We start from the raw sequence: 18767 nt of genomic DNA, 5'->3' as shown, positions 1-18767 counted from the left end.
CACCTACCGCTTCCGCTCCCCACCGAACATCGCATACCCAACCCCCACCAGCGTCACCAAAACCACCAACCCCACACCAACCACCCGCCATTGCCGACCCACGACCACAACCACCAGCACCTGGCTCCCAGCCAGCACCGCGCCGGCCACCCAAGGCCACCGCCCCAGCCCGGCCACGCGGGCGCGGGAGCCGGCGGCGGCGGGGTCGGGCTCGCCGCCGGCCTCGTCGGGTCCGCCGGACCGGTCCGTACTGCTCACTCCACTGAAGGTCCCGGGCCGGTGGCCGGGCGGGGCGACAACTCGTTGAGGGCTGATCCTAGCCGCCGTCGGGTGTGGGGGGCGGGTCGGAACGCGGGTTACCCGCCCCTGCTCAGCCCTTCGCCGCGCCCGCGAAGCGGAAAGCGCCTCCCATCGTGCGGGAGACGATCAGGTACAGGACCACTACGGGCATCGAGTACAGCACCGAGTAGGCCGCCAACTGGCCGTAGGCGACCGCGCCGTACTGCCCGAAGAAGGTGAATACGGTGACCGACGCCGGCAGTTTCTCTGGGCTCTGCAGCAGGATGAAGGGGACGAAGAAGTTCCCCCAGGCCTGGATGAAGGTGAAGATCAGTACCACCGACATGCCGGGGGCGATCAGCGGCACCACGATGTGCCGCAGGGCCTGCATCGGGCTCGCCCCGTCCACCCAGGACGCCTCCTCCAGGCTGATCGGGACGCTGTCGATGAAGCCCTTGATCAGCCAGATCGCGAACGGCAGCGAAGTGGTCGCCAGGAACAGGGCGGTGGCCGGCATCGAGTCGACCAGTTGCAGTCGGACGAACAGGCCGTAGACCGGGACCATGATCGCGGTGATCGGCAGGCCGGTCGCGAACAGGACGGTGTAGAGGAACGGTTTGCGGAACCTGGTCTGGTAGCGCGAGAGCGGGTACGCCGCGAAGGTCGCGATCAGCACGGTGATCAGCGCCGATCCGCCGCACAGCAGCAGGCCGTTCCACAATGGCCGCCACAGCATGTCCGTGTTCATCACGGCCCGGAAGTTGTCCAGGCTCGGGTGGTCCGGGAACTTCACGTTGGTCTGGGCCGAGGCGTCGAAGCACGAGAGCACCAGCCAGATCAGCGGTGCCAGGAACGCCACCCCGATCAGGACCAGGATCCCCGCGCAGACCAGGCGGGCCGCGCGGCGGCTTGGTGTGTCCACCCCCATCTCATGCCTCCGGCTTCAGGACGCGTACGTACACGAACGAGAACACCGCGCCGATCGCCAGCAGCAGCAACGAGATCGCGGTGCCGTAGCCGACCTCGGAGAACTTGAACGCCTGCTGGTACATCAGCACCGGCAGGGTGGAGCTGGCGAAGCCGGGGCCGCCGGCGGTCATGACGTAGATCAGGGTGAAGACCGACAGCGTCTGCAGGGTGATCAGCATCAGGTTGGTCACGATCGCGGATCTGATCAGCGGCAGGGTCACCGACCACAGCCGCCGCCAGCCGCTGGCGCCGTCCAGTTCGGCGGCCTCCTGGACGTCCAGCGGGACGTCGGCCAGGGCCGCGTTGTAGACCAGCATCGAGAAGGCGGTGCCGCGCCAGGTGTTGGCGATGATCACGGCCAGCATCGGACTGCTGTAGAGCCAGTCCTGCGAGCCGATCCCGAGGGCCTTCGTGACCTGGTTCAAAGTCCCGTCCTGGCCGAGGAACGCGTACCAGATGAACGCGCTCACCACCTCCGGCAGGACCCAGGCCGACACCACGATCGCGCCGACCGTGCCGCGCAGCCACCGGTTCCGGCCGCGCATCAGCAGCGCGATCGCCAGACCGAGCAGGTTCTGCCCGATCACCGCCGAGCCCACGACGAACACCACGGTGAGCCAGATCCCGTTGGTGACGTTGGGATCGGAGAACAGGCGCCGGAAGTTCTCCAGCCCGACCCACTGCGGGTTCGCCGCGCCGTCGCCGGTGAGCGCGGCGTTGGTGAACGAGCTGTAGATGCTCCACAGCACCGGGCCCAGGAAGAACAGGATGAGCATGATCAGGGCCGGCGCCAGCGGCAGTTGCCGGGTCGACCGGGCCAGGCGGGCCGCGCGGCCGGGGCGGGGGGACGTGGGCCCCCCGAGCGCCGCGGCCGCGAGGTCCTCGCCGGCGATGGCTGTGCGGAACTTCATCAGCTGGTGCCCGCCGCCACGTTGCTAGAGCCGACGATGCCCTTCAGCGACTCCGTATAGGACTTCATCGCATCCGCCGGCGACGACTGTCCGGTGATCACCGCCTCCATCGCCACCTGGATCGCGTCGGACACCTTCGGGTACTCGGCGTAGGCCGGGCGGTAGTTGGTGACCGGGACCAGGCCGGTGAAGAAGGCCGTGGTGGGGTTGGAGTTCTGGTACGTGGGATCGGTGGCGACGTCGTTGCGCACCGCGATCTGGCCGTCGGCGACGTCGTAGGACGCCGAGTTGTCCTTGTTCAGGGCCAGCTCGATGAACTGCGCGGCCAGGTCCTTGTTCTTGGACTTCGCGGTCACCGACAGCGTCCAGCCGCCGGACATGCTCATGGTGCCCTTGCCGCCGCCGTCCTGGGTCGGCATCGCGGCCTCGCCGAGCGTGCTGGACCAGGCCGGCCAGGGCTTGGCCCCGGTCGGCGTCCAGGTGCCGGTGACCCACGAGCCGTCCAGGTCGATGGCCAGCTTGCTCTGCGGGAGCAGCTGCCCGCCGACCACGTTGCCGACGTTGGGGTCCAGCTCCTGCTGCGGGGACAGGGTCAGGCCGCCGCTGTAGGCGTCCTTGAGGAACTGCAGCGAGTCGGAGAAGCCCTTGCTGGGGGAGATCCACTTCTTGCTGGCGCTGCTGTAGAGCGGGTCCTGGGTGCCGTACAGGAGCATTTCGAAGCCCTGCATGGTGCTGCCCTCGCCGTCGGGTTTACCGGCGTAGATGTTCATCGGGATCACGCCGGGATCGTTGGCCTTGACCGCTTTAGCGGCGGCCAGAACGTCGGCCCACGACTTCGGCTGCCACGGCATCGCGATCCCGGCCTTGGTCAGCAAGTCCTTGTTGTAGTACAGCGCGCGGGTGTCAGTGCCCATCGGGACGCCGTAGGTCTTGCCGTCCAGCCCGCGGGCCGCGGCCTTGGCGGTGTCCGGGAACTGCGACCAGTCGCTCCAGGTCGACAGATAGGAGTCCAGCGGCGTCAGGTAGCCGGCCTGGATGTCGGAGTTGATCAGGAAGGTGTCCTCATACACCACGTCGGGCGCCGTGGAGCTGGAGCCCATCATCAGGTCGATCTTGGTGTAGTAGTCGTTCTCGGACACGTTGATCGGGTCCAGCTGGATCTTGATGCCCGGGTGCGCGGCCTCGAACTGCGCCTTCACCTTCTGCATGTGCGCGTCGACGTGGATCTCGTTGCCGAACTTCTGGTAGGCGACCTTGAGCGTTTTACCGCCGCTGCCGCTGGACGAGGAGGACGAGCACGCGGTCAAACCGACCGCGACGGCCGCGCCAGCACACGCCAGACGTAAACCCTTAGACAACATCCTGACTCCTTCGGGACAAGGCGTCCGCCGCGCGGGGCGCGGGAGGGCACGGATGGGAGGGAGCACCATGCTTTGAGAAAACGTTATTTTCGCGTTAATCTAGGCGCGCGGCCCCAGGCATCGTCAACCCCTGAGAACATCTCGATCAGGTCACGGCACGGCCGCGGAGCGGACTTTTCATGACGAAGGCTTCAGGGCGCCGTTCCCGACGCCCGACCATGGTGGACGTCGCCCGCGAGGCCGGCGTGGCGCTGAGCACGGTATCGCGCGTGGTCAACGCCGACCCGACGGTGGGAGCGGAGTTCGCCCGCCGGGTCCAGACCGCGATCGACACCCTCGGCTACCGCCCGGACGAACAAGCTCAACAACTCCGTCGCGGCACCAGCCGCACCATCGGCGTGGCGGTCCGCGAGATGTCGGCCCGCAATCCCCTGATGGCGGAATTCGAACGCGGCGCCTACGCCTCCGGCCTCACCGTCTTCGCGGCCTCCACCGCCGACAACGAAGAACGCGAACGCGCCGTGGTCCTGTCGATGGCCCGCCGAGGCTTCGACGGCGTCCTCGTCGAGCCGATCGGCCCCGACCACTCCTACCTGGCCCCGGAAATGGCCGCCGGCCTCGCGGTGGTGGCCATCGACCGCCCGATCACCGGCCCCGCCACCGACGCCGTCCTCGCGGACAACGCGGCCGGCATCCGCATGGCCTACCGCCAACTCGCCGACCACGGCCACACCCGCATCGCCTACATCGGCGACCATGAGCGCATCTTCACCGCCCGGGAACGCGCGGACGCCTTCCGGGCCTGCTTACGCGCCGACGGCAGACCGGTGACGGACATGGTCCACCCGGGAGAGACGGAGCAGGCGCGCATCAGCGAGGCGCTGCGCGCGGTGCTGTCGACGGAATCACCGGCCACCGCGCTGGTCTGCGGCAACGTCACGACCACGTTCGGGGTGCTGACACACCTGGCCGCCGAGGTGCCGCGCGATCAGCGGCCGGCGATCGTCGGCTTCGACGACTTCCCACTGGCCGGACTGCTGGACCCGCCTATGACGGTGATCGCCCAGGACAGCCCGGCGATGGCGCACGCGGCACTGGAGCTGATGACGGCGCGGCTGGCGGAGCCGGAGCGCGGGCCTGAGTGGGTGACGGTGCCGGTGCGGTTGATTGCGCGGGGGTCCGGGGAGCGGGGGCCGGTGGTGGCGTGAGGGTGGTTGGTGGGTGGAGGTTGGTGGTTGGTGGTCCGCCTCAAGCAAAAGGCCCGGCTCAGTCCCGAGCCGGGCCTTTAAACGCCATCTATCTCCTACCGCATCCCATCACCAACACCCCCGCGCCGCCGACCCCACACCAGCGCGGCGCCGACTGCCAGCAACCCGAACGCCAGCCACGCACTCATCCACACTCCGGCGCCCACACCCGTCCCCGGCAGCATCGGCCGCCCCTTGCCGCCGTGCGTCCCAGTCCCTGTCCCCGGCTCCGGAGCCTCGGTGAAGGTGTTCGTCGCCGTGATCGTGATCCCCGCGCCGGGGCCACTCACCACCGCCGCGTCGGCCGCACTCCCGTGGTCGATGTGCACCGACTCCGCGCCCTGCCGGTCCACCTCGCCAACCCAACAGCGCGCGCCCACCGGAATCGGCGCCGGCACCGCGAACGGCTCGTCCGCCTTCACCCGGTACACCGCGTCCAGCGCGTACGCGCCGACGCCGCCGTCCACCGTGCACAGCACGTGCAGCGGGTAGGCGAAGCCGTCCGCCTCGGCCGCCGCCGCGCCCGCCCCCGCCAGCCGCTTCACCAGCGTCAGGTGCCCGGCGGAGAACACGTTCGTCAGCGTCGCCGACACCACGTTCGCGGCCCCCTGCTCGATCGTCAGCGGTCCGACCGGCGCGGCCGGGGCGTCGGCGCCGCCGGCGTCCGTCTCCGTGACCGTGCAGACGGCGCCGACCGGCAGGTCGGGGACCGTGACCAGGAAGTCCGGCGGGCCCATCTCGACGTCCCGCGCCACCACGGCTTTGCGTCCGTTGAAGTCGCAGAGCACGTGGAACCCGAACCGCCGCGAGGCCGGTGCCGCGCCCGGCCCCTCCAGCTTCTTCACGATCAGCAGCCCGCCCTGCTCGAAGGAGTTCGCCACCACGACCTGCGCCGGGGTGTCCGAGGTCGGCTCGTCGCGCTTCGACCCGGTGCGCGAGGTGACCACGGTCGCCCGCTCGGTACTGGTCACGAACTCCTCGTGGCTCGTGGCACCGCCCGCGTCCGTCTCCTCGACGTCGCATTTGCTCCCGATCGGCAGCCCGGTCAAGGCCTGACTCCCGTTGCCGGTGAACGTCAGGTCCTTCGGGAAGCCGGGTAGCCGATTGCCGCGGAACGAGCAGTCGACGGTGACCGTGAACGGCCCCTGCCCCACCTCATCGGCGGCGGGCCCGGTGACCCGCTTCCACACCACCAGGTCGCGGCGCGGGAACTGGTTCGTGATCTCGAACCGCTGCACCTGGTCCGCACCGGCCGCGACAGCGACCGTGACTACCAGCGGATTGCCAGGACCGTGGTCGGTCACCGCACCGGCCGCGTCCGACTCCCAGATCCGGCATACCGCGCCGGCCGGAATCCCGGTCAGGGACAAAGGCTGAGCCTCGGTAAGGCTTTCGCGTCCTGTCCGTACCTCTTGTGTCACCCCGCCGGCAGTCGTCAAGCTGCACGAGTAGTCCACGGTGAACGGTCCGAACGGCACATCCGGCGGATCGTTCACCAGCTTCGCGACCTTCACATTCCCGAACACCAACCCGATCCCGGCCTTCGGCGGCTCGGTCACCGGCAGCGCGCCGGTGGAGACGGTCTCGGTGTGCGCGAAGGAGTTCCACGCCGGGGCCGGGAAAGCCGGAGTGCTCAGGTCGGCAGGCGCCTGGAACGTCATGCGGAACGTCACCGTCGCCCCGGGCGCCAGCCCCGGCGCGTACGCCACCCCGGCCTCGAACCCGGTCGGGTGCCCGGGCGGCGCCGGGTTCCAGGACGTCGCGTGACAAGGCCGCTGCGGCGTGGCGATCCGCTGTCCGCAAGGGTTCGCCGTCGCCGAGTAGGTGATCGTCGCCTGCCCGGGGCCGTCGTACGTCACCGGCCCGACCAGCTGCGGAACGGTGTCCCAGGTGGTCCCGCGATCCTGGTCCCCCAGCAGCACGCCGGTGTCGCCGGGAGCCGGGAACACGTCCAGCACGGACATGGCACCGGCCGGCTCAGTGCCCTGATTGGTCACCGAGATCAGATACTCGAAGTTCTGGCCCGGCTTCGTCAGCGCGATACACGGATACCGCGTGTAAGTAGTCCCCTGATACACCAGCGACGGGCACCGCGCGTCGCCCACCGGATAGGTCGCCCCGGTGAAGCTGTCCTGGAACCCCAGTGCCGGATCCCCGGCCACCCACTTGGCGGCGTCGAACGAGGCCCCGGGCCGGGCGACCACATCGGCCTGCGACTGGCAGAAGGTGCCGGGACCGAGCGCCGGGTTGTTGCTCAGCACCGTCAGCCGCGGCGAGGACGGGTCGCACGTGATCCCCTCCTGCGTGTCCGACCCGGCCGCGTACTTGTTGGTGATCCGCGTCCCGGCCGCGATCCCGCCGGCCAGCTTCACCTGGAAACCGAGCGTGATCTGCGCGGTCGGGTAGAACGTGAAGCCGGGGAACTTCCACGTCAGCCCCACGATCTTGCCGCCGGCGTCGCGCGCGGGCTGGAACGAGACCTGCGACGGCATCGGGCTCGCCGGCCCGGTCGGGCCGGTGTAGCTGATGGTGAACGGATAGCCGTCGGTCCCGGCGAAGGTGTCGTCGAAGACCAGGCCGTTCGGGATCGCGTCCGCGATCGACAGGTCCTGGATCGGGGCGGTGCCGGTGTTCGTGGTGACCAGCTGGAACGACGCCGGGTTGCCGGGGCTGACGGTCTGGTCCGGCGGCTCCTTGTCCACTTTCAGCCGGTGCGTACCGGTGACCACGTTCACGGTCGCGCTGCCCGGCGGGATCGGGAACGTCTGCCCGGGGTTCTGCAATCGGCTCTCCCCCGCGCCGGTCACCGTGTCCGAGACGGTGTCCGGGATCGGCGTCCCCGGGTCCGACCGCAGGCCGTCGCGCGGCTGCGCGGTGAAGCAGAAGCTGGACATCGGACACTGACCGCCGTTCGGCGCGGAGGTCTGCGGAACGATGTCATAGCCGCCGGACGTCGAGGTGAAGGTGACGCGCAGCCCTTGCACGTCCGCCGCGCTCACCCCGGACGGCAACGAAGGCGTCGTGCTGGTCGTCGGCGAGCCGAGCACCCACGTCGGGTTCGCCCCGCACACCGCGCACGCGTCCACCTGGACCTGGTTCGCCCCCGGCGGGAACGTGACCCCGGTGATCCCGGTCAGCGTCATCGCGTCGAAGAACGCCGGGTCGGCATCGGTGAGCACCAGCTGCTTCAGGCTCACGTTCCCGGTGTTCACCACGGTCAGCCGGGCGTTCACGGTCTGCGGCGCCACCCCGGGCACCGGCCGCGAAACGGTCGCGGGGCTCAGGGACTTGGTCAGCGAGGCCCCGGCGCGCGCCGGACCGGTCGCGACGTCGGTGCAGCGGTTGTCGGTGACCTTGCTGTCGACCGAGGTGCTGAAGCAGTTGTGCACGTTCTGCCCGGGCTCCACGCCGTCCCGCAGCGTCACCAGGATGTGCCCGGTGATGCGGCCGCCGGGCGGCACGCCGTTGGCGGCCACGAACCGCACGCCCCGCGCGATCGCCGGCAGAGCGGTGTCGCCGCGCACGTAGCGCACCCAGGCCTTGGTGGTCGGGTCGAAGAGCTCGATGGTCACCGGCAGCGTGGTGGGCGAGGTGACCACCTGGACGTCGCTGATCTGCACCAGGTCGAACGGGTTCCCGGCGGCGGTCGGGTCGGCGGGGTCGGTGAGCACGACGTTCGGCTGCAGGACGTTGCCGGTGTTGTTGTAGTCCACGGTGAACCAGACCGGCTGGCCCGGCGGGATCTCGGACTGCGAGGAGGTCTTGGAGCCGTGGCCGGAGGAGTTCGGTTCCTGCATCGGCAAGGTGGCGCAGGTGAGTCCGGCGGCGGTGCCGGAGCCGTCGGACGGGTTGGTGGCCGAGGCGTCGGCGCAGTCGCGGACCCCGGCGCTGGTCTCCTTGCCGTTGAGGTTCCCGTGCACGGCCAGCGCGCCGGTGGCGCCCTGCGCGATGTTCCCCTTGTAGGTGACCGAGATCCGCTTCGGCGGGCTGCCGGCGGGGCAGCCGGCGGGGACGGTCGCGGCGGCGGTGAAGGTGCGCACCGGGAGAACCGTGCCGTCGCCGCAGGTCACCGAGAGCTCGGCCGAGGTGGCGCCGGTCGGGAAGGTCAGCCGGACGGTCTTGGCGTCCACGGCGTCGAACTGCGCGGCCGTGCTGTCCGAGGGCTCGGTGATGGTCAGGGTCTGGACCGGGAACGGCGAGGTGTTCTTGGCGGTCACGTTCGCGGTGACGCCGGAGTGCTGCCCGACGACGGCGTTGCCGTTCTGCGAGAAGTCGCCGTTGGCGTCGGAGTAGAAGCGCTTGGCGACGTCGACCGTGGCGACGTTGGGCAGGATGTCGTGGGTGGCGCAGGCTTCTTCGCCGAGGATCGTGAAGCCGCTGGCGATGTCCTTGACCGAGGGCGCGGCGCAGTTACGGATCGTCTGCCGGGTCGGCGGGTTCAGCGGGGCGCCGGTGGAGCGGACTGTGTTCCGCAGCTTCACCTCGATCGGCACGCTGGCCCCGGTGGCGTCGTAGGGCAGCGGGGTCCCTGCGGCGTTGGAGAACTCGAACTTGACGCCGGTGACCTGACCGGGGCTGACTCCGGCGGGCAGGGCCAGATCCGGTCCGGGCACGGCCGGAGCGGCGATGTACTCGGCGGCCGAGCACGGCGAGCCGATCGGCTTGGTGCACACCAGCACCGTGACCCGGTCCGCGCCGGCCGGCATGCGCCGCACCGGGCCGATGCCGGTGAGATCGAAGTCGTCGAACATCGCCACGCTGTTTTCCTCGATCGCCAGCGGGCTGATCCGCGTGGAGCCGCTGGACAGGTTCGCGGCGCCCAGGGTGACGGTCGAGGTGCCGCCGAGGGTGGCGACGTTCGCCGCGGGGCTCCAGCTCTTGGTGCCGCCGGCGTCGGCGTACTTGGGAATGGTCACCGTGACGCTCGCCGAGTCCAGCACGGTGTCGGCGTTGGCGGCCGAGGCGGTGGCGGTGTTGTTGACCGTCTGGCCGTTCTTCAACGAGCCGGAGTCCGGCACCTTCATGACGACGTCGACGTCCTGGGTGCCGCCGGCCGGGATGCCGGTCGAGCCGGCCGGGTTCGGCGGAGAGGGCAGCGGCGTCTTGAAGGTGACGGTGAGCTTGCGGGTCGCCGGGTCGTAGTCCACCTCCCGGGTCGGCGTGGAGGCCGGCAGGGTGTCGACGTCGAACTCGGCCGGGAGCGTGTCCGAGAGCACCACGTCCTGGCAGGAGTCGCGCAGCGAGGAGCAGGACAGCGTCAGGTGGTAGGTGAACGTCGAGCCGGGGACCAGCGGGTCCGGCGCGTCGCGGACCGTCTTGTCGATGGTCATCACCGGCTGGCCGGCGGCGTACTGGAGCTCGGCCGGGGTCGGCCGGGGCGTCGTCGCGGCCCACCCGGGCCCGGCGGACAACCCGGCCACGGCCGTCGCCGCCAGTACCGCCGCCCAGCGGCGGGCCCGCGGCCGACCCGACAAGTGAATACGTGTTCTGCGCATGCGGTCCGTTCCTCGGCCGATCTTCGGGTGCGGATCCACAATGGGAGCGGAACGCTCACGGCTCCCGGGAGGCGCGCCGCTCCGCGCCCCATTCGGACCAGCGCGGCTCGGCGCCCCATTCGGACCAGCGCGGCTCGGCGGGCGTCTAGCATCGGGGGCATGGCTGAGGACCCGACGCAGACTCCGAGCGTGGCCCGGATGTACGACTACTTCCTCGGCGGCACCCACCACACGCCCGTCGACCGCGCCGCCGCCGACGTGGTGATCGCCGCCAATCCGGACCAGCGGCGGCTGGTCCGGGCGAACCGTGACTACCTCGGGCGGGTGGTCCGGGAACTGGCCGGCGGGTACGGCATCCGGCAGTTCGTGGACATCGGCTCGGGGCTGCCGACCGCCGATCCGGTGCACGAGGTCGCGGCCCGGGTCGCACCGGACGTCCGGGTGGTCTACGTCGACCACGATCCGGCCGTGGTCGCCGAATCCCGGGCGCTGCTGGCCGACGGCGGCGGTCGGCACGTCACCGCGATCGCCGGGAACCTGCTGGATCCGGAATCGGTGCTGGGCGACCCCGACTTGGTCGCGGTGTTGGACCCCGAGCAGCCGATCGCGGTGCTGATGCTCGCGGTGCTGCACTTCTTCTCCGACCGGGACGACCCGTTCGGCGCGGTCGCCGCGTATCGCGACCTGCTGGCACCGGGCAGTTCTCTGGCGCTGAGCTATCTGGGCACCGGCGACGATCCGGAGTGGGAGGACAAGCTCGACGCGACAGAGGACGTATATCAGGGGGCTTCGCAGCAGTACTTTCCGCGCACCCGGCTCCAGGTGCTGCGGTTCTTCGAAGGCTTCGAGCTGCTGGAGCCGGGACTGAGCACGGTGGCCGAGTGGCGGCCGGACTCGGCGCCGGATCCGGATCTGGCGCGGATCGCAACGTATGGGTTCGCCGGTGTCGGGCGGAAGCCGACGACCTGATCAGGCCACTTCTATATGAAGTCAGCGTTCGGCGGCCGGGCCGTCGCCGTCGGCCAGCCAGGCCACGCGGCCCCGGTCCACTTCGAACGCCAGGCTCAGCTCGGCGACGTGCCGGGGGTCGGACAGCGTCCGACCGGTGCGCTCCTCCAGCCGCCGCAGCCGGTAGCGCACGGTGTTGGGGTGCACGTACAACCGGCGCGCGGCCTCGTCGGCGGACCCGCCGTGGTCGAGCCAGGCCCCGAAGGTGTCCAGCAGGATCGCGCGGTCCTCGGCGGGCATGCTCTCCAGCCCGGCCAGGATCGCGTGCGACAGCTGGGCCATCACGTCCGGTGCGCTGGCGGCGGCCACCGACAGCGAGTCGCGGCCGAACACCACGACCTTGCCGGGGCTGGCCGCGCCGCGCAGCGCGATGCGGGCCAGGCGCAGGGCCTGCGAGGTGCCGGTGAGGTCGTCGAACAGCGGGCTGATCCCGACCCGGCCCACGCTGCCGGCGGCCAGCGCCTCGATCAGCACGTCCAGTTGGTCGGCCGGACGCGGCAGGCTGGCCAGGCCGATCTCCACGTCGTGCAGCAGCCGCCAGGCCGAGGTGATGCTCTGGCGCTGCAGGCCCTCCTCGATCCCGCGGGTCAGGCCGTGCTCGCCGGCCCCGGCCACCCGGGCGGCGATCACCACGTACGGGCCCTGATGCGGCAGCCGCAGCGCGTCGGCGGCCTCCCACACCTGCGGTTCGGACAGGTGCCCTTCCAACAGCGCCTGGATCAGGGCCGAACGGCGCTGCTCCTCGCTGCGGATCCGGGCCGCGAGTTCGGTGCGGTAGCTGTCGGACATCACATCGGTGAACCCTGACAACCGTCGCCACAGCTCCGAGGCGGCGCGTACCGCCACCCGCGGCGCGACCTCGTCGCGTTCGGCGGCCTCGGCCAGGTGCTGCCAGATGAAGGACAGGGCGATCTGGTAGGCCTCGAACACCGCCGATATCGGCACGCCCTCGGCGGCGCGCATGCGACCGGCGACGTCGGCCGGGATGCTGTCTTCCAGCGCCGGGTCCAACAGCCCGTCGAAGAGCACCCGATAGTGGGCCGCGACCGAGGACTGCAGGACTTCCAGCGGCACCCGTTCGGCGTAGGCGGGTACGAGGGTGTTGATGCGGTCGGCGACGGACGCCGCGAACTCCCCGGTGCGCTCCAGCATCCGGGCGGCCAGGGCGGCGGCACCGGCGTCCACTTGATCGTCTACCCCCATAGCTACGCATCGTAGCGAGCCGACTATCTCCCGGAATGGGTTTTCCCAGTTCCTGGAGTTCCCACGGGGAGTCATCAGCCCGGCTCGCCGCCGGGCTCGGCGTCGATGAGCCACCGGGTCGCGGCGCGCGGCCGCAGGTAGAGCAGCCAGTACAGGGCCGCCGCGGCGGTGGCGCCGAGCGTCCAGTACAGGTCCGAGGGCTGGCTGCGCCACAGCTCGAACAGCACGCCGACCAGGCTGGCCACGACCAGTACCGGCACCAGCGGCCACCACGGCATGCGCCAGGCGCTCCTCGCCTTGTACGCACCCCGCCGGCCCGCCGACGCCGCCACCGCGACGACCAGGTACAGCCCGGTCACCGCCACGCCGGTGACGCCGTTGAGCGTGTCGACCGGCGCGAAGCACAGCGCGGCGCCCGGCGCGCCGACCGCGAGCGTGGCCACCCACGGCGCGCCGAAGCGGGCCGAGACCGTGCCGAGCGCCCGGTTCACCGGCTCCGGCCACGCCTTGTCGCGGGCCGAGGCGAACAGGATGCGGGAGTTCTGGATCACCATGACGATCGCGGCGTTGACAATGGCCGCGGCGACACAGAGGGCGACGAAGGCGCCGACCGGCGCGTTGCTCCAGGTCTTGACCAGGCCGATCAGGTCGAAGTTCGCACCGGTCAGGGCACCGGCACCGCTCGCGCCGAGGGTGACGGCCACGGTCGGGACGATGACCACGACGGCGCCGAGGGCGAGCGTCCACAGGACGGCGCGGGAGACGTTGCGGCGTGGCTTCTGGATCTCTTCCGAGAGGTAGACAGCTGTCGCGAAACCCTGCAGGGCGAACAAAGCGACGGCTAGACCGACCATCAGGGTGCCGAAGCGCAGCGGGGTGGTGTTCGGTCCGTCTGCGACAACCGGGTGAATCAGGACACTGGCGCCCTGATGGCTGTGGGCGAAGCCGAGCACGGCCACCAGCCCGGCCGCGACCACCTCCAGGACCAGGAAGACACCGGTGATCCAGGCGTTGGCGCGCAGGTCGAAGACACCCATGACGGTCGATACGGCCATCACGAACGCGCCGGTGTAGGCGCCGTTGACCGGGAGCGCGGGGATGGCGGCGTGCAGGTACTCCCCGGTGCCGATGGCGATGATCGGCGGGATGATGAACGCCGCGACGCCGGCCAGGAAGAACGTCAGCCAGCCGGCCACCCGGCCCAGGAGCGAGCCGACCATGGCGTACTCGCCGCCGGCCGAGGGGATCAACGTGCCCAGCTCGGAGTAGCAGAAGGCGACGCCGACGCACAGGACGCCGGCTATCGCCAAGGTGAGCGCCGTACCGGTGCCCTGGGTGGCGAACAGGCCGGGGACGATGACGAACAGCGAGCTGGCCGGGGTCAGACAGGAGAGGGTGAGCAGGACGGCGCCGACGAGGCCCAGGGAGCGGGCCAGTTCGGGCTTGGCGGGGGCTGGGTCGGCCCGTTCCAGCTGCGTCCCGGGCTCGCCTATGGAGGTGGAGGTAGTGGCCCCGGTCAGAATCTCGGACATACTCTCCCTACCCGTCGAATTCGAACTATTAGCGACTCATCTGTTCGGGCTATGAAAAGTGATGGACACGACACCCGTCAAGAGCTTCCGGGGAATTCGTCGCCACGGCCGAATGCGCTGGTCAACCACCCGCGGGGTTTCAGCGTCCTGGGATCGCGGCAGCGCCCCGCGCCCCCGTCAACGTTCTACGATTCCGGCGCGCACCTGCCGACATGCAGTCGAACATCGTCGTCCACTACCATTCTCCAGATCTTTATGTACGCCGGGAACTGGGGTGGACGGCGATGGCGATCGTGCAGACAACGGCCAAGATCCTGGTCGCCGGTGGGTTCGGCGTGGGCAAGACCACGCTGGTCGGCTCGGTGTCCGAGATCGAGCCGCTGACCACCGAGGCGGAGATGACCTCGGTCGGGCGCGGCATCGACGACACCGTCGGCGTGCCCGCCAAGACCGCGACCACCGTCGCCTTCGACTTCGGCCGCCTCACGCTGGCCGAGGACCTGATCCTGTACCTGTTCGGCACCCCCGGCCAGGAGCGCTTCTGGTTCCTGTGGGAGGAACTGGCCCGCGGCGCGGTCGGCGCGGTGGTCCTGGCCGACGTCCGCCGGCTGGCCGACGCCTTCGCCGCCATCGACTTCTTCGAGCACCGGGGCATGCCGCACGTCGTGGCGGTGAACCAGTTCGACGGCGCCCGCAGCTACAGCGAGGACGCCCTGCGCGAGGCCCTGGCCATCCCGGCCTCCACCCCGGTCATGATCTGCGACGCCCGCGACCGCACCTCCACCGTCACCGTCCTGCTGGCCCTGGTCGAACACGCGGTGAAGTGGCACGCCGACGAAGCGTGACGGACGCCGCACTCCCCACTTGTCGGCACCCCCGCCTACCATGGGCCGCGTGCAAGATCTCCTGACAGGCGAAGACGGCCTCCCCCGCTGCGGCTGGGCCGGCACCACCGGCGACTACGCGGAGTACCACGACCAGGAATGGGGCCGCACCCTGCACGGCGACGACGCCCTGTTCGAGCGCCTGAGCCTGGAGGGCTTCCAAGCCGGCCTGGCCTGGATCACAGTCCTGCGCAAACGCGAGGCATTCCGCACCGCCTTCAAGAACTTCCAGATCGACGCCGTAGCCGCCCTCACCAAAGCAGACGTCGAAGACCTCCTGGCCAACCCCGGCATCATCCGCAGCCGCGCCAAGATCGAATCCGCCATCCACAACGCCCACATCGTCCGCGACCTCCCCGACGGCCTCGACGCCTTCCTGTGGAGCTTCGCCCCCACCGCCACCCGCCGCCGCCCGAAGTCCTTCAGCCAGGTCCCGACCCAGACCCCGGAGTCGACCGCCATGGCGAAGTCCCTGAAGAAGAACGGCGTGAAGTTCATCGGCCCGACATCCGCCTACGCCCTCATGCAGGCGACCGGCATGGTCGACGACCACCTGGCGGGCTGCTTCCGCGCAGCGAAGTAGCGCGCCGCCGCGAGGCGGCGACGGAGCAACGCGGCGACGCGGCAGCGCAAGGCGGCGGCATCCAAGGACGCCGACCACCCCGGCGCCGCTCCCCCCGCGACCACGCCGGAAGCCGCCGAAACCGCCGCCCGCGACCCCCGCCCCATGGTCGGCGGACCCCTTAAAGATCTGCTAATGTTTCACCCGTCAACGCGACACCGGCAAGATCAAGCGCCGCTAGCTCAATAGGCAGAGCAGCGGACTCTTAATCCGCGGGTTCGGGGTTCAAGTCCCTGGCGGCGCACCCGTATTGACCTGCTGGAACAGCGTATTGCTGTTCCAGCAGTTTTGTTTTGTGGGTCCGGCGTGGGTCCGATGTGGGGCCATGGTCATTCGCCCAGGTCAGACCCTGTTCTTGGATAGCACGACATGACCGCATGGCGCCGTGCGCCACGCAGTCTGGGTGATCGCGTTGTTCAGCTCGGACTCAACCGCAGGCGGAAACCCATCCCTGTGCTTTGATTCCGCGCTCGGGCATCTGCGGACATGACATGATCGATTCGCCCGGAAGATCCCGGCGTTGTGGACTACGGACGGGCTACCAACACGTCAGACAGTCGCGCTCATCCGCACCGTGGAGCGGGTCTCGAACGGCCGTCGCGACCGTGGCTGGCCCGGAACGCGCAGGCCGTGTTGCAGGAGCAGCCCGGCGACGTCTTCGACGACGTCGCGGACCAGGTGCGGCAGGATACTGATATAGGTATCGGCGGTAAGCACGATTGAGGAATGCCCACGCTGATCTGAGACCAACTTCAGATCAGCCCCGACGGCGAGTTCCAGCGACGCCGCGCCGTGACGCAGGTCATGGAGCCGCACCGGTGGCAGCCGAGTGGCCTTGACCAGGCGCCGGAAGGTATCCGACAAACGGGCAGGTGCCAGCGGCAGCCCAACAGCATCAGTGAACACGTAGCCGGTGTCGACCGCTCCAGCCTCACGCAGCTCCACCAGCTGGCGTTCGCGGTGAGCGCGCAGCACTTCGACAGTGAGCGAGTCCAGCGCGACCCACCGCTGGCCGGAGGCGGTCTTCGGCGGTCCGATCACCAGGTCGCCGTCCCGTCTCTGCAACTGCCAGGCGACGTGGATGACGCCGCTGTCCAGGTCGACGTCGCACCAGCGCAGTCCAGCGACCTCGCCACGGCGCAAGCCACGCAGCGCGGTGAGATGGAAGGCCGCGTACAGCCGATGCCCGCGGATCCGCGTGAGGAACTCGGCCAGCTGCGTCGGGGTCCACACCGCCACCGCCGGCCGAATCCCGAACGCCTCCCACGCCGCCACCACATCCGGCAACCACACCACCGCCTGCGGCCGACGCGAGCGCGGCAGACGCACCAGCCGGGCCGGATTACCGACGATCAGCCCCTCGCGGCGGGCGCGGTTCAGAGCCGCCGAGAGAGTGGCGTGGATCCGGTGCAGGGTCGCAGCCGTCAGCGACCTCCCCGACACTCCCCCGCCCTTGATGATCGCCCGGAACATGGCGGCGACTGTCTTGTGGTCCAGCTCGACCAACGGCACCTTCCCCAGGTGCGGGATGAGGTAGTGCTCGATGATGCTGCGGTAGCTACGGCTGGTGGAGTGCCGCAGCCGCAGTCTGGTCTCCGACCAGACCGTCAGCCACTGTCCCACGGTCGCCACCCGGCGTCCGGACGAATCTGGTAGCCGCAGCCGGTTCAGCGCGGATCTTGCCTCGTTGCGGGTCCGAAACCCGCCCCGACGTATCCGCAACCGACGACCCTCCACCTCCCGTGGCAGGTCGAGGGCGTAGTACCAGGAGCCATGCCCAGGCCGTCCCGCTCGAGCACAACCCCCTTGCGGTCGGGAATCGATCGGGCGTCGGCAGCCGCAGCGTGCATACACGCTGCCTTTTGAGTTGTTGTTCTGCACGTCTTCTCGGAGATCTCGATAGTTTCACGGCGATGGTCTCGCTGTGACGTCATCGAACCATCCCCGAGAACTACCGGGGACGCGGACTTGATGCCATTCGTGCTCGACGTCTGCGGCGGCCCGCAGTGCTCAGCGGCTCGTTGCAGGACGGTGGGTCCTGGCCGTCGATGTCCAAGCCGGCCGGGCAAGGGCCGTTGAGCTGGTGGAGGTCGTGTATGCGAACCGCGTCGTAGTCTCCGATCCTGGTCAGGCTATGAGTGGTTCCTGCTGCTTCAGCCTTCTGGCGCGCAGGGTGCTTATGGGACCGGTATCTGTGTGGGTTTGAGATGGCGGTGCGTACGGTCCGCATCGCTTCATCACTTCCTCTTCGTGCCGCGTTCGCGGCCGGGGGCTGGGGCCGCGTGATCGCCGGGTGTCAGCAGGTGAAGGGGATGCGTGCGGTCGGCACGTAGTAGGTGTCTCCGGGGTTGGGGGTGTTGTTGATGTCGATGGCCATGGTGTGCGATCCGGGCGCGATACCGGTCACGGTGAAGGCGGCGGCGCCGCTGCCGTTGGCGTCGGTGGTCAGCATCACGCCGGTCCAGACGAAGCTGCCGCTGTCCAGAAGGTAGACCGGCTGGAAGGTGGCGCCGGGGTGGTTGGTCTGGTTCAGGACGATCTGGACGGTGAGGGTGCCGCCGGCGCAGGCCGCGGTGGCGTAGCTGTTCTGGCTGTTGAGGGTCTGGCCGAAGGCGTTGCCGGAGTACGGCACGATCTGTTGGCCGGTGTAGGTGGACCCGCCCGCGGGGGCGGCCGTGGGGCTGTCGAGCAGGGTCAGCACGACATAGCCGGTGTGCCCGGCGCCGCCGGTTCCCGCCGGTGAGGTGCCCTGGGTGTTGAGGCCGCCGGGGCCGCCGGTGTTGGAGGTGGGCGGGAGCAAGCCGTTGGTGATGGAGCCGCCGGGGCCGCCGGCCACGGGGACGCTGGTGCTGTCATGGCCGGCGTTTCCTCCGTTGCCGCCGGTGCGGGTGAGTCCGGCGCCGGCCGGGCAGGTGCCCGTGCCTCCGGCGCCGCCCTGTCCGTTGGCGCCGTAGGCTCCGGTCGTGGCGCCCCCGCCCCCGCCGGTTCCGGGGGCTCCCCCGTGCGCGGCCAGGACGACGGAGCCGCCGGTACTGACCGTGCTGTCTGCGCCGGCGGCACCCGACTGCCCGGAAGCACCGGCAACCCCGTGGGTCACGGAGGCGGACGGCGCTCCGGCGCCGCCGGTGCCGCCCGACCCGACCACGACGGTCAAGGTGCCGTTGGCCGACGCGGCAGTCACGACGCCGTGCACGTAGCCGCCCGATCCGCCGGCGCCTCCTGCGCCGCCGAAAGACCCCGGGACGTCGGCGATGTC

The 18767-nt window shown here is 70.0% G+C and carries 12 protein-coding genes, 1 tRNA gene and 1 pseudogene; 5 read left to right on the top strand and 9 right to left on the bottom strand.

The window, feature by feature from the left end:
• Nucleotides 1–3: 3 nt before the first annotated feature.
• From KGQ19_RS39125 to KGQ19_RS39110, 4 genes are all read right to left on the bottom strand, one after another.
• Complete coding sequence (locus KGQ19_RS39125; RefSeq protein WP_212018898.1) at nt 4–258, bottom strand: hypothetical protein; 255 nt, start codon at nt 256–258, stop codon at nt 4–6.
• A gap of 112 nt (nt 259–370) precedes the next feature.
• The gene (locus KGQ19_RS39120; protein WP_212018896.1) at nt 371–1207 is read right to left on the bottom strand and encodes a carbohydrate ABC transporter permease; all 837 of its coding nucleotides are present in this window, start codon (nt 1205–1207) and stop codon (nt 371–373) included.
• A 1-nt stretch (nt 1208) separates the two neighbouring features.
• A complete protein-coding gene (locus tag KGQ19_RS39115) occupies nt 1209–2159 on the bottom strand; it encodes a carbohydrate ABC transporter permease (protein ID WP_212018894.1) in 951 nt (316 codons plus the stop codon).
• Nucleotides 2159–3520, bottom strand: coding sequence for an extracellular solute-binding protein (locus KGQ19_RS39110; RefSeq protein WP_212018892.1), 1362 nt, complete (start codon nt 3518–3520; stop codon nt 2159–2161). Before KGQ19_RS39110 ends, KGQ19_RS39115 begins: the two co-directional genes overlap by 1 nt.
• Nucleotides 3521–3699: 179 nt before the next feature.
• Here KGQ19_RS39110 and KGQ19_RS39105 point away from each other — a divergent pair, with 179 nt between their 5' ends.
• Entirely contained in the window at nt 3700–4728 is a 1029-nt protein-coding gene (locus KGQ19_RS39105) for a LacI family DNA-binding transcriptional regulator (RefSeq protein WP_212018889.1), read from the top strand.
• Nucleotides 4729–4823: 95 nt separating this feature from the next.
• On the opposite strand, the gene KGQ19_RS39100 is transcribed toward KGQ19_RS39105, so the two are convergent.
• Entirely contained in the window at nt 4824–10262 is a 5439-nt protein-coding gene (locus tag KGQ19_RS39100; RefSeq protein WP_212018887.1) for a DUF5979 domain-containing protein, read from the bottom strand.
• A 159-nt stretch (nt 10263–10421) separates the two neighbouring features.
• Here KGQ19_RS39100 and KGQ19_RS39095 point away from each other — a divergent pair, with 159 nt between their 5' ends.
• Nucleotides 10422–11231 (top strand): SAM-dependent methyltransferase, encoded by an 810-nt coding sequence (locus KGQ19_RS39095; protein ID WP_212018885.1) that lies wholly within the window; start codon nt 10422–10424, stop codon nt 11229–11231.
• 21 nt (nt 11232–11252) lie between these two features.
• Here KGQ19_RS39095 and KGQ19_RS39090 read toward each other — a convergent pair whose 3' ends face one another.
• Nucleotides 11253–12473: a PucR family transcriptional regulator gene (locus tag KGQ19_RS39090; protein WP_212018883.1), complete on the bottom strand. Its 1221-nt coding sequence runs from the start codon at nt 12471–12473 to the stop codon at nt 11253–11255.
• 74 nt (nt 12474–12547) lie between these two features.
• On the bottom strand, nt 12548–14005 hold the full coding sequence (locus tag KGQ19_RS39085) for an APC family permease (protein WP_230420126.1): 1458 nt from the start codon (nt 14003–14005) through the stop codon (nt 12548–12550).
• Between the two features lie 284 nt (nt 14006–14289).
• On the opposite strand from KGQ19_RS39085, the gene KGQ19_RS39080 reads away from it, so the two are divergent.
• From KGQ19_RS39080 to KGQ19_RS39070, 3 genes are all read left to right on the top strand, one after another.
• Nucleotides 14290–14850: a GTP-binding protein gene (locus tag KGQ19_RS39080; protein WP_212018899.1), complete on the top strand. Its 561-nt coding sequence runs from the start codon at nt 14290–14292 to the stop codon at nt 14848–14850.
• A gap of 49 nt (nt 14851–14899) precedes the next feature.
• On the top strand, nt 14900–15472 hold the full coding sequence (locus KGQ19_RS39075) for a DNA-3-methyladenine glycosylase I (RefSeq protein WP_368862228.1): 573 nt from the start codon (nt 14900–14902) through the stop codon (nt 15470–15472).
• Between the two features lie 210 nt (nt 15473–15682).
• Nucleotides 15683–15755 (top strand) — tRNA-Lys (locus tag KGQ19_RS39070).
• Nucleotides 15756–16060: 305 nt separating this feature from the next.
• Here the strand turns inward: KGQ19_RS39070 and KGQ19_RS39065 are convergent.
• The gene (locus tag KGQ19_RS39065; protein ID WP_212018879.1) at nt 16061–17143 is read right to left on the bottom strand and encodes a tyrosine-type recombinase/integrase; all 1083 of its coding nucleotides are present in this window, start codon (nt 17141–17143) and stop codon (nt 16061–16063) included.
• Between the two features lie 664 nt (nt 17144–17807).
• Nucleotides 17808–18767: pseudogene (locus KGQ19_RS39060) on the bottom strand (hypothetical protein); the annotation flags it as partial.

The organism is Catenulispora pinistramenti, from assembly GCF_018274385.1.
Lineage (GTDB): Bacteria > Actinomycetota > Actinomycetes > Streptomycetales > Catenulisporaceae > Catenulispora > Catenulispora pinistramenti.
The sequence above is the reverse complement of the archived record's forward strand: the minus strand, read 5'-3'. Positions and strand labels throughout refer to the sequence as shown.